Source organism: Halorubrum sp. CGM4_25_10-8A, assembly GCF_005435025.1.
Lineage (GTDB): Archaea > Halobacteriota > Halobacteria > Halobacteriales > Haloferacaceae > Halorubrum > Halorubrum ezzemoulense.
The window spans coordinates 13,358-29,784 of record NZ_SGTX01000010.1 but is presented as its reverse complement, the minus strand read 5'-3'; the positions used below and the strand labels follow the sequence as shown (position 1 = coordinate 29,784).

The window sequence follows — 16,427 nt, the reverse complement described above, 5'->3', positions numbered from 1 at the left end:
TCGATTGGGACACGCGATTCCCAACGGACGGCAATGTGAATCTGATCGGCCCCGGATGTCGTCCGTCGGCCCAATCGCTTTCCCCGCTCTGCGCGAGCCGTTCGGTGCGGCGACGAGAGTCGTAGTGCGAGAACGCTGGGGTAACTGGCGATAGTACTCGGCGGGTGCCGGTTCGAAACGGCACACATCGGCGCCGGACGTCGTCGCGACTCGAACGCGTACATCTCATGCCGCTATACTATCTCTGGTATCAGACGCGGATCTCCGAGTCGGCCGCCTCTCGTTCGAGCGCCCGGAGGACGCGGGAGACCGAATCGTCGGTCTCGGCCGCGTTACGCATCAGGACCGTCTCGCTCGGGAAGAGGTGTTCCCCGACGGCGAGTCCGTGTTCGCGCGCCGTCGAGCCGGTGACGGTGAGGTAGACGCCGAGACCGACCCTGGCTATCGCCGCCTCCTCCTCCTCGTCGGCCTCCGGGTAGACGAACTCCACCCCGTCGAGCGCGTCGGTCCCTAACACGGCAGTGACGAGGCGCTCGTACCGCGGCGAGATACACAGTGACCCCTCGTAGTCGGCCAGATACGCGCGGTCGTACGTCTCTCCCGGTCTGCGTCGGTCCTCGCGTCCCATCAGCGTGTGGTACACCGTGTCACCGAGACCGGTCACCACGCGCACGTCGGTGTCGACCGGGTCGATCCGGTCGTTGATGTCCGAGATGTCGCCGAGTCCGCCCCCTCGGATCCCGACGACCTCCTCTAAGACGAGGTCGGCGGAGTCGAATCCGAGCGCGAACTCGTGGGTTCGGAGCGCACGGAACGGTTCCTCGCGGCCGACGAGCTTAACCGTCACGTCGCCGAGATCCACTGTGGCGGCGTCGAACACGATTCGCCGCGGCTTGCCGTCCCGGTCGTCGCGCAGCAGCGTGTACTCCGGTTCGGCCGCCGTCGTCGGGTCAGAGTACTCCGCGAGCCGCTCGTACGGGCCCTCGTCGGCGTCGACCGACCCCTTCGTGACGGCCTTCTCGTATCGGAGCGTGTTGCTCACGCCGTCCGCGAGCCGGTCGAGGCGGTCGTCGCTCGCGACGGTCGCGATCCGCTCTAAGACCGCTTCGAGCGGGCGCCCCTTCCGGGGCACGGCGACCGGGACCGGGTCTGTCATTGCCCCATCTGCGACCGCGCGCGTAAAACGGGTTGCGTTTTTCAACCGGGGTGCCGCCGACGGCGTTCGGTGTCGCCGCTCGATCGTCGAAACGGAGCGACTACGGGCCGAACGCCTCGTTGAGCCGGGTACGGAACTCGTCGAGCTCGTCGAGGTGGTCGTTGATCTCATCTAGCTCGGCGGCAACGTCGTCGAGGTCCTCTCCGAGCCGGTCCTCGATGTCGGTGAGCCGGCTGTCCACCTCCGCGAGGTCGTCCCACAGGTCGTCGAATTCCTCGTCGAAGCGGTCGAGTCCGGACTCCACGTCGTCGACGCGCTCCGCGACGCCGGCCGCGCGGTCCTCGGCGCTTTCGGCCCGCTCTTCGGCGTTCTCGGCCCGTTCGGCCGCCCTGTCGACCTCCTCGTACAGCGTCTCCACGTCGTCGCCCAGGTCGTCGACCGTCTCCGCGGCGGCGTCCGCCGTCCCCTCCACCCGGTCGACGTCGTCGGCGAGGTCCTCGACGTCGCTCTCGACGGCCGCGACGCCGTCTCGGACCGACTCGACGGTTTCCTCGACGGACGCGACCTCGTCCTCCACGCCGCGCACGTCACCTTCCACGCTGCGAACGTCGTCTTCGACCGCCTGTACGTCGTCTTCCACGCCGCGCACGTCGTCTTCGACCGCCTGTACGTCGTCTTCCACGCCGCGCACGTCGTCTTCGACCGCATCGAGGTCGGTCTCGACGGTCTCCACGCGCTCGTCGACCGCATCGACCGCGTCGGAGGTCGACGCGACCGCGGAGTCGACGCGGGCGACGTCCGACTCGATCTCCTCGCGATCGTCTTCCGCGTCGTCGAGGCGATCGTCGAGGGCGTCGACCTCGGACTCGACGGCGTCCACACGCTCGTCGATCCCGTCGAGGATCTCTCGGGCGGTCCCCTCGCCGTCGATGAACTCCGCGAGCGCGTCGGCGTACGCCTCGATGTCGGCCACGCTCGACTGGAGTCGAGCGATCCGCACGTCGACGCTGCGCGGCACGCTCGCGTCGAACGCCCTCTCGATGGTCTCGATGTCCTCCTCGTCGGCCGCTCCGGTGCGGATCTCGGCCGCTAACGCGGCCGCGAGGCCGCCTTCGCCCGGAAGACTCGCCTCGTCCGTCTCGTCGGCTTCGTCGGTTTCGTCGAGTTCGTCGGCTTCCGTTCCGTCTTCGTCGGCGACTTCCGGCTCGTCTTCGACGGCCGACTCGGCGGCTGTGTCGTCTGTTTCGGGCGTTTCGTCGGGCTCATCGGCAGGGGTTGTCTCTTTGGCTCCGGCCTCGGGTTCGACCGCGGCGCCGACCGATTCCCCCTCATGTGGGGACACCGCGGCCGTCCCGTCGTCGGCGACCGTTCGCGGCTCGGGGGTGTCGGGCTCAGGATCGGCCTCGGTTTCGGGGCCGGCGGCGGCTTCCGTGGCGCTCTCTGCCTCCGGTTCCGGTTCAGGTTCCGGTTCCGCCGCGGGTTCCGGGCCGGGATCGCGGGCCGAGGCGCCCTCACCGGACTCCGCGGGGTCTCCCGCCAACAGTTCGTCCTCTTCCGCCATTCCGGGGAGCGTCGCGCGGTCGCCGGAGAGCACCTCTCGGACGGCGTCCGTGTCGCCGGCGCCGAGGACGTCTTCGATCTCCTCGCCGACCGGCACGTGTTCGATCACCGGCGTGCCGAGGAACCCGTCGAGGTCGGGGTCGTCGTCGCGGATCCCGAACACCGTCTCGACGGTCTCGTCGGGGTCTATCACCCGTTCGAACTCCACGCGGTGGTCCTTGTACGCGGTCCAGTTCTCGCTCTCGTACTCCGGGTGGAACCCCACTCGGTCCATCGGGAACGACTCCGGGATCCGGTCGACGATACGCACCCGTACGGGGTCCTCACGGTGTGAGGAGAGGGTGTACATCACCGCCGGCACGGGGAACGCGTCGTCCGTGAAGGATTTCTCGACGCGGATGCCGTCCTCGTCGACGGTCGTGGCCGCCTCCGCCGTCCGTTCGCTCATACTCCACGGTCCCGGAGCAGGGGCTTAAATTCCACGGGCCGGGTTTCGCCGGTGATAACCGATACGCCGCGAAAACGGCCGCTCAGCTCCCGTCTACAGGTCTATTCGATCGCCGATCTCCACGATCTCCAGCCGATCCGGAGACTCGTAGCTCCGCACGTGGTCGTGGAGCGCGGTCGGGTCGGCGGTCAGCCCCTTCCACATGTCCCAATGGGTCGGGACGAGGCGGTCGAGGCCGAGGTCGTTCGCGGCCGTCGCGATCTCGTTCTCGTCGCTGTACCACTTCGTCTGAACCGGTTCGCCCGTCTCCTTGTCCGGTATCGTGCCCTCCGAGCCGAACGCCAGGATGCCGAGGTCGATGTCGAACCGCTCCGCGAGCCCCTCGAACGTCGGCGACGGCTTGCTGTCCCCGGCGTGGAACACCGTCCCGGCGTCGTGTTCGATCACGTAACCCACCGGATGCGTGGCGTCCGCGTCGCGGGTCTCGACGACGTGAACGGTGAACTCGCCGATCCGCAGCTCGTCGCCCTCCGTCACCTCGGTGAACTGGGCGTCGTCGACCGCGTACTCGTCGGTCCACCGCTCCTCTTCGCGCGCGACCGCGAGCGAGTCGTCGGGCGCGACGAGGTCAGCGTCCGCGTTGGCGAGGATCGGCGCCTGCGAGGGCCCGTGAACGTGATCCGTGTGCTCGTGGGTGGCCAACACCGCGTCCGCGACTTCGACGTCCTCGGGGTCGAAGGGAATCGGGATCATCCGTACCGTCCGCGGCGGGTCGCCCGTGCCCACGTACGGGTCGATCCAGAGGACGGTCCCCTCGCTCCCCTTGATCGCGAAGCCGTTACAGCCCAGGTACCACAGCGCCACCGTGTCGGGGTCGGCGTCCGCGACCGCGCGCGGCAGCCAGTCGCCCCAGTCGGAGTCGGTCATACCCCGTGCTGCGTGAGCGCCGGGGGTAATAATTCCGGAGTGGGTCGGATTCGCTCGGGTGCGTCCAAATTTGTCGGACGCGCGAAGCCGGAATGTCGTTTGAGACGGAACTCGTGAATCGTATATCGCTATATCAAATCTGGGCGACGAGCGACGAGAAACACCCAGTCACGAACGGGCCCTGAGCGGTCGCGACGGCGGTCGCGGCCGTCGGGCGAGGTCACCCGCGAAAGAGTTTGACGACCTCGTCGACGACGTCCGACTCGACGGCGAGGATATACTGTTGTGACGGTTCCAGCAGCGTGTCGGGACCGGCGAGCGACTCTCGGTCCGACGTGGAGATGAGGAGACTCCCGGCCGGAAGGGCGATCTCGTCGAGCCGGCGTCCCGCGACGGGGGCGGACTCGGAGACGGTCACCTCGATGATGTCGAGGTCGGCGGTGGGGAACACGAGCGTTCGGATCTCTTCGCCGGTGAGCATATCGGCCGCGTGGTCGCCGCCGAGCGACTGCGGTAGCAGCGTGGCGTCGACGACCTCGCCGTGTTCCTGTTCGGTCCGCGACTCCGACCTGGCCAGGGTCCGGATAGCCGGCGCGAGGTGGTGCGCGGTCATACAGATCTCCGTGTTCGTCTCCGTCTCGTCGGTCAGCGCCGCGATAGCGTCGGCGTTTCGGAGATCCGCCTGCCTGAGGATCGACTGTTCGGTGGCGTCGCCGTGGATCACGGGGCCAAGGTACGCGTCGGACAGCTTCTCGACGCGGTCCGCGTCCACCTCGATCAGCAGCACCTCGTGGCCCTGTTCGGTGAGGTTCTCCGCAGTCTGGAGTCCGACTCGCCCGCCGCCGGCGATGACGAATCGCTTTGACTGGGTCATCGTGTCGTCCCTCGGCTTCCGACGGCTTTAATCCGGGCCGGATTCCGGCCCTCTGGAACAACTACCAGCGCGCTGCCGCCGGGCGGGCGTATCAGGCCCCGCCACGATTCCGCGACTCCCGAATTCACCCGGGGTATAAAGTGACGAGAGTACCAGTTTCGGGGCGTACGATGGACGATACGGGAATCGGCTTTCACGACCGATGAGCGGAAGCGAGACTCGTTCTCCGGAAGCCGAGCTCGGACTGCTCGACGCGACGATGATCGGCATGGGGGCGATGATCGGTGCCGGCATCTTCGTACTGACCGGACTGGCCGCGGAAATCGCCGGTCCGGCGGCGATCGTCGTCTTCGCGCTCAACGGGGTCGTCACCGCGTTCACCGGCCTGTCGTACGCCGAACTCGCCAGCTCGATCCCGAAGAGCGGCGGCGGGTACGCGTTCGTCCGGGAGATATTCGACGACCTCTCGTCGTTCATCATGGGCTGGATGCTCTGGTTCGCGTACATGATCGCCGGGGCACTCTACGCGCTGGGATTCGCTCCGAACTTCCTCGAACTGCTCCACGTCTACGGGGCCGTCGCTCCGCCGGAGGAGGTCGGTGACGTCATCCTTCCCGTCGTCGGCGCGCAGGTCAGCCCGGGCTTCCTGCTGGCGTTCGTCGCCGTCTTCGTGTTGGTTGCGCTCAACGCCGTCTCAACGGCCGCCAGCGGGAAGGCAGAGACGGTGTTCACGATAATCAAGGTGAGCATCCTCGTGGTGTTCGTCGCCTTCGGGCTGGCGTCGCCGATGTTCTCGGGCGCCGAGTTCCAGCCGCTGTTCCCCGCGGGCGGCGGAGCGGGAGCGGTCCTACCGGCGATGGGGCTCACGTTCATCGCCTTCGAGGGGTACGACCTCATCACGACCGTCACGGAGGAGGTCAAGAATCCCCGGGAGAACATTCCGAAGGCGATCTTTGTGAGCCTCGCCGTGACCGTGGTCGTCTACCTGGCCGTGGTCACCGTCGCCGTCGGAACGCTCGGGGCAGAGGGGCTCGCGGAGGCGGGGGAGGCCGGGATCGCCACGGCGGCGACCTCGTTCATGCCGACCGGGCTCCCGATCATCCGGAACGGCGGCGCGCTGGTCGTCTTCGGCGCCGTGTTCTCGACGCTGACGGCGCTAAACGCAGTCGTGATCGCCTCTTCGCGGGTCGCGTTCTCGATGGGACGCGAGGGGCAGTTGCTCCCCTCGTTCGGCCAGATCCACCACCGATACGGGACGCCGTTCGTCGCGATCCTCGCGAGCGCCGTGGTCATGTTGGGCTCCGTCGCGCTGCCGACGCAGAGCGCGGGGAACATGTCGAGCCTCTTCTTCCTGCTCTCGTTCGTCATCGTCAACGTCGCCGCGATCAGGCTGCGACGCGAGCGACCCGACATGAACCGTCCATACGAGATGCCGTTCTATCCGGCCCCGCCGCTGATCGGCATCGCGCTCAACCTGGTCTTGACCGGGGTGCTCGTGGAGTACCTGCTGCGGACGGACCCGTTGGCGCTAGCGCTCAGCGCGGCGTGGATCCTGCTCGGCGGCGCCGCGTATCTCGCGCTCAACAGACTGCGGGCGGAACCGGACGCGGACTCGGCGGCGGCAGACGCGACAGCCATTCCGGAGACGGAGGACTGAATCCATGACGAGTTCACTCGACATCGTGATCGCGGGCGGCGGACGTGTCGGCTTCCAAACGGCTGAGCTACTCGCAGACCACGGCCACGAGGTGACGATCGTCGAGCGGGACGAAGACGTCGTCTCCGAGATCGCAGACGAGTACGTCGCCACGGTGATCCGCGGCGACGCGACGAACCCCGACATCATCGAGCAGGCCGGCGTCGAACGGGCGGACGTCGTCGCGGCGCTCACCGGGGAGACGGGGCTCAACCTCGCGGTCTGTCTGGCCGCCAGGGAGCTCTCTCCGGGGACTCGGACGGTGGCTCGCATCGACCGGGCCGCCGGCGAGGCGTACACGCGGTTCGTCGACGCGGTGTTGTTCCCGGAGCGAGCAGGTGCCCGCGTGGCGGCGAACGAGATCGTCGGTGACGACGTCCAAGCGCTGACGGACGTGACGGGCGACCTCGACATCATGCTCGTCCGCATCGCGGAGGGAGCGCCGGCCGCCGGGAAGTCGCTCACGCAGGTCCGGTTTCCGGACGGTACCCTGGTCGTCTCCGCCGCGGACGCCCAACAGGTCGCCCGTCCCGACACGACGCTCACGCCGGGGAAGCGCTACGTCGTCGCCGTCGAGCCCGGCGTGGCCGACGAGGTGATGAACCTCCTTCAGGGGTGAGCAGGACCGACGTGTACGCCGGCTCCCAGTGACACTCTCTCCACGGGGACGTTCGGGCGGCGCGTGTGTCGTTGCGGCGACGGCCCTCTCGGGTCGCTGTCAGCGTGGGCGACGGATTGAAGCGCCGTCTGACCGTTGCTAAGCTGTATGCGTGACGACGACCTCGGAGCAGGCGGAGCGGCCGCCGACGCCGCGACCGACCCGGCCGAACCTGCCCGTCACACGACCGTTCGGGACGCCGAGTGAGCGTCCGATGGCAGTCCGTGCGCTACGTTCTCTCGTCGCTATCCTCGTCGGACCGCACGAGCTCGCGCACGCGGCGGTGGCGCGACTGGCCGGCATGCCCCCCGAGATCACGCTTCTCCCGGAACACGCGAGCGGGATTCCCTTGGGGCAGTTCGACGCGACGATTCCGCCGTCGACGTCGACGAGCGTCATTCGGGTCTGCGCGCTCGCGCCGCTCCCGATCAACCTCGCCGTCGCCGTCGGAGTGGGGACCGCGCTGCCGGCGGACTCCCCGCTCGCGGTCGCGTTGTTTCCGCTGATCGCGTACTGGGCCACGCTCTCGGGCGGGGACGTGGCCGTCGCGGCGAACCCGGTGGCGGCGCGGAACGCGGGTCGGTTTCGCGCGCCGGGACGGTGGTGGCAGACGGTCGCGTCGCTCCTGCTCGTGCCCCCAGTGGCGGTCGCCGTCGCGGTGTCGCTGCTCGTCGACCTCCCACCGCCGGTCTCCCCCTAGCGGCCACTCCGCCGGACCCGCGTCGGCACCGGTCGCGTAACGAGCGGTCGGCCGGCTGCGAGGGCCTTTCGCGGTCGATACGGGCCGATCGCGACCGAGGATTTAATCCTCCGCAATTAGTATGCTATACTGTACCATGTGTCACGGACGCACTCCGCGAGAGTGGACGCGAGACGAAGAGGCGACGACCGAGGAGACCGCCGAAGACCCGTCGCTGTCCGAACCCGACGAGGCGACGGACGTCGAGATCCTCACGGACGGCGGCGACGACGAGTAACCCGGCGGTCGACTCGCCGGTCGCCGTCGCGCCACTGCTTTTTCGAGGCGATGCCGACCACCGACCGCCGACGCCGCGATCCGTGAGGAACGCTTAGGAGCGATCCGGTACATGGATCCCGCATGGAGCTACGCCCCGACCTGAGCGGACGGACCGCCCTCGTGACCGGCAGCGCGAAGCGCGTCGGCCGCGAGCTATTGCTTTCGATCGCCGACTGCGGCGCCGACGTCGTGGTACACTACAACGAGAGCGAGGCGGCGGCGACCGCCACCGCCGAGGAGGTCCGCGAGCGAGGCGGGACCGCAGTCACCGCTCAAGCCGACATCACCGACCCGGACGCCGTCGACGAGCTGTTCGACACGGTGGAGGCCGAGGTCGGGTCGGTCGACATCCTCGTCAACAACGTCGGCGACTTCGACGCTCGCCACTGGAGCGACATCGAGTGGGAGTCGTGGCGGAACGTGGTCGAGACGACGTTCTACGGCACGGTGCTCTGCTCGCGTCGGGCCCTGCCCGCCATGCGCGACCAGGGGTGGGGCCGAATCGTGAACCTCGGCTTCGCCGACAGCGACCGGATGCACGCCCACCCCGTGAACTTCCCCTACTTCGTCGCGAAGACGGGCGTGCTCATGTTCACGCGGATGCTGGCGGCGGACACCAGCGACGACGGGATCACGGTCAACGCCGTCTCGCCGTTCGCCGTCTCGAACACCGAGGCCGGCGTCGAGGACTTCCCCCGCGGCCGCCCGGCGGGCTTCGAGGACGTCGCCGCGCCGCTCCGGTTCTTCCTGAGCGACGCCGCCGCGTACGTCAGCGGCGAGAACGTCGCCGTCGACGGCGGGCGACTGCCGGAGTTCGACGCCTGACTGGGAGGACTCCGGCCCGTCACGGTGGCGCCCGCGCCTCCGGCGGGCGACGAGCGGGGCGAACGGACGACCGACCTCGACCGGAGCAACGGTTAATATTATCTGACACGTGAGAGGCGTATGGCTATTCTCGCTGCCATCAGCGACGACGACCGCTACGAGGCGGTGATCGAGACCGCGGCGCGGCTGGCCCAGGCGACCGGTCAGTCGCTGACGGTCGCCCACGTCATCAGCAACGCGAGCGCGTCTGGGGCGGAGCGGAGCTTCCGCGACGAGATCGAGTCGTTCGTCGAGGATATCGGCGTGGGGACGACGGTCACGCTCGAACATCTCGACCGGAGCGGGCTTCGGTCCGGAACGGCGGTCGGGAAACAGCTCGTCGATATGTCGGACGACGTCGCCGTCGAGCACATCGTGATCGGGCACCGGTCGAAGGGCCAGTTGGCGTCGCTCCGAGAGGGGAACACCGCGTTCGCCGTCGCCGAGGGAGCATCGGTGCCGGTGACGATCGTCCCCGGCGCGACGGGCGAGTGAGCGACTGGCACGGGTCGGCTGCCCGCCCCTCGCGGTCCGCGCAGTCACGGGCCGACCGACTGGCGGCGATCGGACCGACGGGGTATCGGCGCCGTCGCTATCGCGTCGACAGCGAGCCCGGCGTCCACTCGGCACCGTCGAGCTCGCGGTGCGTGAACGGGACCGCGTCCTCGCCGCTGTAGCTCGCGACGAGGTGGCCGTCGCCCTCGAGGTAGTACTTGTACGTGGTGAGCCCCGCCAGTCCGACCGGCCCGCGGGCGTGGATCTTGCCGGTCGAGATGCCGACCTCGGCGCCGAGCCCGTAGCGGTAGCCGTCCGCGAACCGCGTCGACGCGTTGTGGAACACGCTCGCGGCGTCGACGCCGGTCATGAACGTCTCGGCCGTCTCGGCGTCCTCGGTGAGGACCGACTCGGTGTGTTTCGATCCGTGGTCGTTGGCGTGTTCGACCGCGGCGTACACGTCGTCGACGACGGCGATCGACAGTTCGAGGTCGCCGTACTCGGTGTCCCAGTCGTCGTCGGTCGCGGGCTCGATGTCGACGACCTCGCGGGTCCGCCGGTCGCCGCGCAGCTCGACGCCGGCCGCCTCGTACCGCTCGACGAGACCGGGGAGGAACGCGTCGGCGACGGACTCGTGGACGAGCAGCGTCTCGACGGCGTTACACACCGCCGGGTACTGGACCTTCGCGTCGAAGGCGACGGCTTCGGCCATCTCCAAGTCGGCCGCCTCGTCGACGTAGACGTGGCAGATCCCCTCGGTGTGTCCCAACACGGGGATCTGGGTGTTCTCCTGAATGTAGGAGACGAACTCCGAGGAGCCGCGCGGCATGACGAGGTCGACGCGGTCGTCGAGTTCGAGCAGGCGGTCGACCTCCTCGTGCGCCTCGATGAGCGCGGCCCAGCCGTCGGGCAGGTCGGCGGTCGCCTCAACGATCGCCTCGTACAGCACGCGGTTCGACTCGCTGGCCTCGCTGCCTCCTTTGAGGACGACGGCGTTGCCGGACTTCAACGCGAGCGCCGCGATCTGGACCAGGGCGTCGGGCCGCGACTCGAACACGGTCGCGACGAGGCCGATCGGCACGGCGACCCGGTACAGCTCCAGGTCCTCGTCGAGCTCGCGCGCCGCGAGCGTCTCCCCGAGCGGGTCGTCCTGTGCGGCGACCGACTCGACCATCGAGGCGATCTCCTCGATCTTCGTCTCGTCGAGCTTCAGGCGGTCGACTAAGGCCTGCGTGTACTCCCCCTCGGCGAGCATCCGCTCCGCCTCCTCGACGTCGACCGCGTTCGCGTCGAGTATCTCGGACTCGCGCTCGCGGATCGCGTCGGCGATCGACCGGAGCGCCTCGTTCCGCGTCGCCTCGTCGGCGTTCGCGAGCCGGAGCGCGGCGCGTTCGGCCCGCCGGGCCAGCTCGTCGGTGTCGGCCTCCACGTCGGTGTCCGGTTCCGTGTCGGTGTCACTCATCGTCGTCACCAGTCTCTGGCACGAATAGCGTGCCCGTCGGCTTACCCGCTACGATCCGCGCTAACACGTCGCGCTCGGCGGAGCCCGCGATGATCGCTGGGATCCCGTTGCGGCTCACGTCGTGGGCGCCCTCCACTTTCGTCCGGATCCCGCCGAAGTCGGTCGCGGTGCCGTCGCCGACGATCTCGCGGAGCCGCTCGTAGCCGTCGTCGACCGCCTCGATCAGCTCGGCGTCCGCGTCGCGCTTCGGGTTCCCGGTGTAGACGCCGTCGACGTCGGTGAGCGTCACGAGGAGGTCGGCGTCGAGACCGATCGCGATCGACGCCGACAGCATGTCGTTGTCGCCGATCCGGAGCTCGTCGGTCGCCACCGCGTCGTTCTCGTTGACCACGGGGACGACGCCCCACGACAGCAGCTTCTCGACGGTGTTGGTGAAGTTGTCGAACCGCTCCGGCGCGTCGAGGTCCGTGCCCGTCACGAGGATCTGCGCCACGTCCTGGTCGAACCGCTCGAAGCTCTGCGTGTAGTGGCGCATCAACAGCCCCTGTCCGACCGTCGAGAGCGCCTGGCTCTCGGCGATCGAGTCGACCCCGTCGCGCGACTCCGGTCCCACGTCGAGCCGTCCGGTGCCGGCGCCGACCGCCCCCGAGGAGACCAACACGACCTCGGTGCCGCGCTCGCGGAGGTCCATCACGTCGGCGACGAGCTTGTCGAGCTTCACGCGGTCGAGCCGGGAGTCCGCGTCGGTCAGGGAGTTCGTTCCGGCCTTGACGATCACCCGGTCCGCGCCGGCCGCCTCCCGCCGAGCGGCCTCAACGCGCTCGGGGTCTGCCGTGCCGACTCGCTCGACGCTCGCGTCCTCAGGCATCGTCGAAGGCCTCGGCGAGCTCTCGAGAGCGACGCTCCGCGGCCGCGACGGCGTCCTCGACCGCCTCGTCGGCGTCGCTGTCCCAGAGCACGTCCATCCCCTCGATCGTCGTCCCGTTGGGCGAGCAGACCGCGTCGATCAGCTCGTCGACGCTGCGGTCGTCGCGCAACACCGTCTCCGCGGCGCCCTTGAACGTCTGGGCGGCCAGCGTCTCCGCCTGCTCGGGGTCGAGTCCGCTGTCGATCCCGCCCTGCTTCATCGCGTCGATCAGGTAGAAAGCGAACGCGGGGCCGCTGCCGTTGACGGCGGTCGAGACGTGCATCAGCGACTCGTCGACCTCGACGAACTCCCCGACCGCGTCGAGCATCTCGCGGACCTCGTCGGTGAGGCCCGCGTTCGTCGCCGCCGCGGCCATGTCACCCGTCTCGGCGGCGAGGTTGGGCATGATCCTGACGACCGGCGCGTCCGTGCGCTCGGCGACGAACTCGCGGGGGAGCCCCGCCGCCAGCGTCACGAGCTGCTGGTCCGCCCGGAGGTCGAGGTCGTCGAGAACCGCCGGCGCCACGTCGGGCTTCACCGCGAGGACGACGATGTCGGCGTCGCGCGCCGCCGCCACGTCCTCGGTCGTCTCGTCGACGGCGTCTTCGATCGCGGCGAGCGCCTCGGGGTCGAGGTCGATCGCCGTGAGGTGGTACCCCTCCGCGCGGGCAAGCCCCCTGAGCAGGGCGCCGCCCATGTTCCCGCAGCCGATAACGCTCACACGAGTCATTTGGCTCTACGGAGTCGACCGGAGGACATACCAACTGCGGTTTTCGCAAGTTTCCGCGAACGGCCGCCGATCGGCCGCTCCGGACCGCTCAAACGAGATCCGCGTACAGCGAGCGGTACCGGTCGGCGATCGCGTCGAGCGAGAACTCCTCACTTCGCGCCGCGGCGTTGGCACCGAGTCCCGCCCGACGGTCGGCGTCGCGGAGCTCGTCTAGCGCGTCGACGAAGCCCTCGACGTTGTCTCCGGGGGCGTCAGTGACGTCCGCGCTCGCGGCGCCGTCTCCACCGCCCTCGCTGCCCACCTTCAGACATTCCTCGCCGTCTTCCAGCCACGAGAACGTCTCGATGTCGCGCACGACGAGGGGTTTCCCGGCCGCCATCGCCTCCAGCAGCGCGATCCCCTCGTTCTCCTCGTGGGTCGGGAAACAGAACACGTCGCCCGCGGCGTACGCGCCTCGGATGTCGTCGACGAACCCCGTGAACGTACAGTTCGACGGCGCCTCGTCGATGAGCCGCTTCGTCTCGCGGCCCTTCAGCGATCGGTCGACGTGGCCGAACCACGCGAAGTCGACGTCCGGCATCCGATGGGCCGTCTCGACGAACGTCTCTAACCCCTTCCGCTTGATCACGTGGCCGACCATGAACACCGTCGGCGGGTCGAGGTCGTAGCGCTCGCGGTACTCCGCTTCCAGCGACTCGAAGCCGTCGAGCTTCTCGCGGTCGACCCCGTTCGAGACGACCGTCGTCGGCACGTCCGCGTACCCGCGGATCACGTCGCGGTTGTACTCGGAGGGACAGACGAGCCGGTCTGCGAGCCCGTACGCGCGCCGGAGGTACGGCTTCAGCGGTCGCGCGAGCGCGTTCGTGAACCGGAAGCTGTCGCCGAAGTCCTCGGCGGTGACGTGGGTGTGCGCGACGACGGGCACGCCCGCCTTCCGGGCGCGCCGCGCGTACCAGACCGAGCGCGGGCCCATCAGATTGAGGTGGAGTACGTCGGCGTCCAGCGTCGGCTCCGTGGTGTACTCGATCCCGACCCGGTCGAACATCTTGCGCTGGTGGTCGACGGACGCGGCCATCCCGCCGGTGACGTGCTCCTCGAACTCGAAGTAGTGGCTGACCTTCATCGGAGACACCGGCGGTGGACCCGGTTGGAGCCGATCACTCGACTTCCAGCCACGGGACCTCCATCAGCGCGGGGATGTACGTCTCGATGTGGTGTTCCCAGACGCCCTCCTCGCCGAACGCCTCGCCGTGGTCGGCGGTGACGACGACGTCGCCGTCGAGTTCCTCGACGAGCTCCGAGACGCTCTCCAAGGCGATCCGGAGGTTCTCCTCGTACATCGACAGCGCGGTCACGCGCGTGCCGTCCGTCACGAGGTCCTTCGGGTCGAGTTCGAGCCACAGCCCCGCCTTCTGGGCGAACTCGCTGTCGTCCAGCCGGCTCTCGATCTTCGGCCGGACTGTGTCGCTGAGCGAGGAGAGCAGTCCGCCGTCGTCGTCGCCGCCGTCGCTCGCCTCCTCTTCCCCCTGCTCTCTGATCCCCTTCTGGATCTGCTTGAGCTTCTGCCCCTTCCCGCGGGAGAGGTAGGGAGCGTGCGGCTGCATGTAGTGGAGGACGGTGCGGTCGGCGCGCTCGACCGCGTCGAGGTTGTTCCGGTACGCCCGGGTGAGCCCCTCCGGCGGGACGGTGCCGAGATCGTCGTCCCACTGGGTCTTCCAGACGTCGTGGATGTCGCTGATGTGCTCGGAGGCGGTCCACTCGTAGTCACAGCTGGCGCCCCACTTGAGCTCGTTCAGCGGGATCCCGAGGTCGTTGATGAACGGGTTCCCGGAGAAGTACGCGATGTCGTGTTCGCCCGTGAACGTGCGGTAGGCCCACTCCGGCGTCGACGACCCGACGCTCTCGCGCTTTTCGAGCGTCCCGTCGAGGTACTCGTCGTACACGTCGGCGAACACGTCGTACCGGCACGCGTCGAGCACCAGACAGTAGTCCCAGTCCGACTCGAGGAACCGCTGATCTTCCATTGGGTGAGTCGTCGGCCCGCCGGTACGTATGTATTCCCATTCGGCGCCTCCGGGGTCGAGAGGGCCGCGCGGCGGCCGCGAAGCAGACGTTTCAAGTTCGCTACCGACCCACCCCGTCTATGGAAGGCCCACAACGGCGCGCGCTAATCTTGGGGGCTGGCGGCGCGGTCCTCCTCCTCGCGGTGCTTTTCGTCGTCGTCGGGGTCGATCGCGTCGTCGACGCGCTCGCCCGCGCCGACCCGGCGCTCGTTGCCGCGGCCGCCGGACTGGGACTCTGCTGGCTCGCCGCGTGGAGCCTCATGCTGCGCGCGGTGTTGGGCGCGCTCGACGTCGAGATGTCCGTCCCGACCGCGTTCCTCGTGTACAGCGGCGCCGCGTTCGCCAACAACGTCACCCCGTTCGGGCAGGCCGGGGGCGAGCCGGTCGCCGCCGCGCTCATCTCGAAGGTGGGCGAGGCGCGCTACGAGACGGGGCTCGTCGGCATCGCGAGCGTCGACGTGCTCAACGTCGTCCCCTCCGTCTCGCTCGTGTTCCTCGGCGTCGGGTCGTACGCGGCCACCACCGCGGTCGGCGACCGCGTCGGGTTCGCCGTCGCGAGCGCGGTCGGCCTGATCGCCGCGATCGTCACGGCGATCGCCTTCATCTGGCGCTACCGCACCGCCGTCGTCGACCGCGTCCCCGGCGCCGTCGGGCCGTTCCTCGGGCGGTTCGAGCGTTTCGACGCCGAAACGATCGAGGCGGGGCTCGCCGACCGGCTGGGGAACTTCTTCGCCGACATCGAGCGCGTCGGCACGGACCGGCGGCGGCTCCTCGGCATCGTCGCCCTCTCGCTCGTCGGGTGGCTGTTTCAGGCGGCCGCGCTCACCGTCGCGTTTGCCGCGGTCGGGCACCCGGTCTCGCCGTTGATCCCCGTCTTCGTCGTCCCGCTGTCGTACGTCGCGGGCGCGACGCCGCTCCCGGGCGGACTCGGCGGCATCGAGGCCGCGCTCGTCGGCCTCCTCGTGCCCACGACCGGGGTCGCCGCGTCCGCGATCACCGCCGCGGTCCTGGTCTTCCGCGGCGCGGTCTACTGGCTCCCGATGGTGATCGGCGGCGCGTCGGCCTCCGCCCTCGGGGTCAAGGCGTTCGAGTAGCGCGGGTCGTCACGGCCGATCCGTTCGTCTGCGCACTGCCGCGCCGGCGACGAATGCCGCGCTCCCGAGCGTGAGAGCGACCACGAGAGCGACGACCGGGCCGATCCGGAGCCCGGTCAGCAGTTCGGCGCGGGGACGCAGAGCGACGACGGACGGACGCGGGACCGCGTACCCGCCGTCGCCGAGCGTATCGCCGCGGGCGAGCGCAGCGAGCGGCGGGACGACGAAGACCCAGGTCGCGAGGAAGACGGCTCCCCAGCCCACGAGGAGGCCGCCGCGACGTCGTCCGGCGTCCCCGGCTGCGCCGACCGCGACGGCGATGAGGGCCGCCCAGAGGGGATAGCGTCCGGCGGCTCCCGTCGGCTCCCACGGGAGGACGACGAGGAGCGAGGCGGCGACGAACGCGGCCGCGACGACGCCGAGGGCGCGTTTCGGCGTCCGATCGGTGCTGAGGAGGAGGGTCCGGGAGACCATA

17 protein-coding genes are annotated in these 16,427 nt (G+C 69.2%); 7 read left to right on the top strand and 10 right to left on the bottom strand.

The features are described 5' to 3' along the window. Positions 1 to 250: 250 nt before the first annotated feature. From EXE52_RS11510 to EXE52_RS11495, 4 genes are all read right to left on the bottom strand, one after another. Complete coding sequence (locus EXE52_RS11510; RefSeq protein WP_089307629.1) at positions 251 to 1,156, bottom strand: hypothetical protein; 906 nt, start codon at positions 1,154 to 1,156, stop codon at positions 251 to 253. A gap of 100 nt (positions 1,157 to 1,256) precedes the next feature. Beyond that, on the bottom strand, positions 1,257 to 3,164 hold the full coding sequence (locus EXE52_RS11505; protein WP_089307630.1) for an alanine-zipper protein: 1,908 nt from the start codon (positions 3,162 to 3,164) through the stop codon (positions 1,257 to 1,259). 93 nt (positions 3,165 to 3,257) lie between these two features. Then, entirely contained in the window at positions 3,258 to 4,091 is an 834-nt protein-coding gene (locus EXE52_RS11500) for an MBL fold metallo-hydrolase (protein WP_089307631.1), read from the bottom strand. A 220-nt stretch (positions 4,092 to 4,311) separates the two neighbouring features. Next, entirely contained in the window at positions 4,312 to 4,965 is a 654-nt protein-coding gene (locus EXE52_RS11495; RefSeq protein ID WP_086216363.1) for a TrkA family potassium uptake protein, read from the bottom strand. A gap of 202 nt (positions 4,966 to 5,167) precedes the next feature. Between EXE52_RS11495 and EXE52_RS11490 the strand changes: the two genes are divergently transcribed. From EXE52_RS11490 to EXE52_RS11470, 6 genes are all read left to right on the top strand, one after another. After that, positions 5,168 to 6,622, top strand: a complete 1,455-nt coding sequence (locus EXE52_RS11490) for an APC family permease (protein WP_049929521.1) — start codon at positions 5,168 to 5,170, stop codon at positions 6,620 to 6,622. 4 nt (positions 6,623 to 6,626) lie between these two features. Further along, positions 6,627 to 7,280 (top strand): TrkA family potassium uptake protein, encoded by a 654-nt coding sequence (locus EXE52_RS11485; protein ID WP_049929522.1) that lies wholly within the window; start codon positions 6,627 to 6,629, stop codon positions 7,278 to 7,280. 253 nt (positions 7,281 to 7,533) lie between these two features. Further along, a complete protein-coding gene (locus EXE52_RS11480) occupies positions 7,534 to 8,019 on the top strand; it encodes a hypothetical protein (protein ID WP_089307632.1) in 486 nt (161 codons plus the stop codon). Between the two features lie 136 nt (positions 8,020 to 8,155). Beyond that, on the top strand, positions 8,156 to 8,296 hold the full coding sequence (locus EXE52_RS18290) for a hypothetical protein (RefSeq protein WP_155120025.1): 141 nt from the start codon (positions 8,156 to 8,158) through the stop codon (positions 8,294 to 8,296). Between the two features lie 122 nt (positions 8,297 to 8,418). Next, complete coding sequence (locus EXE52_RS11475) at positions 8,419 to 9,162, top strand: SDR family NAD(P)-dependent oxidoreductase (RefSeq protein WP_049929524.1); 744 nt, start codon at positions 8,419 to 8,421, stop codon at positions 9,160 to 9,162. Positions 9,163 to 9,282: 120 nt separating this feature from the next. After that, positions 9,283 to 9,696: a universal stress protein gene (locus EXE52_RS11470; protein WP_086216367.1), complete on the top strand. Its 414-nt coding sequence runs from the start codon at positions 9,283 to 9,285 to the stop codon at positions 9,694 to 9,696. A gap of 97 nt (positions 9,697 to 9,793) precedes the next feature. On the opposite strand, the gene EXE52_RS11465 is transcribed toward EXE52_RS11470, so the two are convergent. The 5 genes from EXE52_RS11465 to EXE52_RS11445 form a co-directional block, all read right to left on the bottom strand. Then, complete coding sequence (locus EXE52_RS11465; protein ID WP_089307633.1) at positions 9,794 to 11,167, bottom strand: glutamate-5-semialdehyde dehydrogenase; 1,374 nt, start codon at positions 11,165 to 11,167, stop codon at positions 9,794 to 9,796. Then, on the bottom strand, positions 11,151 to 12,026 hold the full coding sequence (gene proB, locus EXE52_RS11460) for a glutamate 5-kinase (protein WP_086216369.1): 876 nt from the start codon (positions 12,024 to 12,026) through the stop codon (positions 11,151 to 11,153). The genes EXE52_RS11465 and proB overlap by 17 nt, the downstream gene beginning before the upstream one ends. After that, the gene (gene proC, locus EXE52_RS11455) at positions 12,019 to 12,795 is read right to left on the bottom strand and encodes a pyrroline-5-carboxylate reductase (protein WP_080508529.1); all 777 of its coding nucleotides are present in this window, start codon (positions 12,793 to 12,795) and stop codon (positions 12,019 to 12,021) included. The genes proB and proC overlap by 8 nt, the downstream gene beginning before the upstream one ends. An 88-nt stretch (positions 12,796 to 12,883) precedes the next feature. After that, positions 12,884 to 13,918, bottom strand: coding sequence for a glycosyltransferase family 4 protein (locus EXE52_RS11450; protein ID WP_089307634.1), 1,035 nt, complete (start codon positions 13,916 to 13,918; stop codon positions 12,884 to 12,886). Positions 13,919 to 13,952: 34 nt separating this feature from the next. Further along, positions 13,953 to 14,819, bottom strand: a complete 867-nt coding sequence (locus tag EXE52_RS11445) for a hypothetical protein (RefSeq protein WP_049929532.1) — start codon at positions 14,817 to 14,819, stop codon at positions 13,953 to 13,955. Positions 14,820 to 14,938: 119 nt separating this feature from the next. Between EXE52_RS11445 and EXE52_RS11440 the strand changes: the two genes are divergently transcribed. Next, on the top strand, positions 14,939 to 15,952 hold the full coding sequence (locus EXE52_RS11440; RefSeq protein WP_089307635.1) for a lysylphosphatidylglycerol synthase transmembrane domain-containing protein: 1,014 nt from the start codon (positions 14,939 to 14,941) through the stop codon (positions 15,950 to 15,952). A gap of 9 nt (positions 15,953 to 15,961) precedes the next feature. On the opposite strand, the gene EXE52_RS11435 is transcribed toward EXE52_RS11440, so the two are convergent. After that, the gene (locus EXE52_RS11435) at positions 15,962 to 16,426 is read right to left on the bottom strand and encodes a hypothetical protein (protein WP_089307636.1); all 465 of its coding nucleotides are present in this window, start codon (positions 16,424 to 16,426) and stop codon (positions 15,962 to 15,964) included. Between the last annotated feature and the right edge of the window lies 1 nt (position 16,427).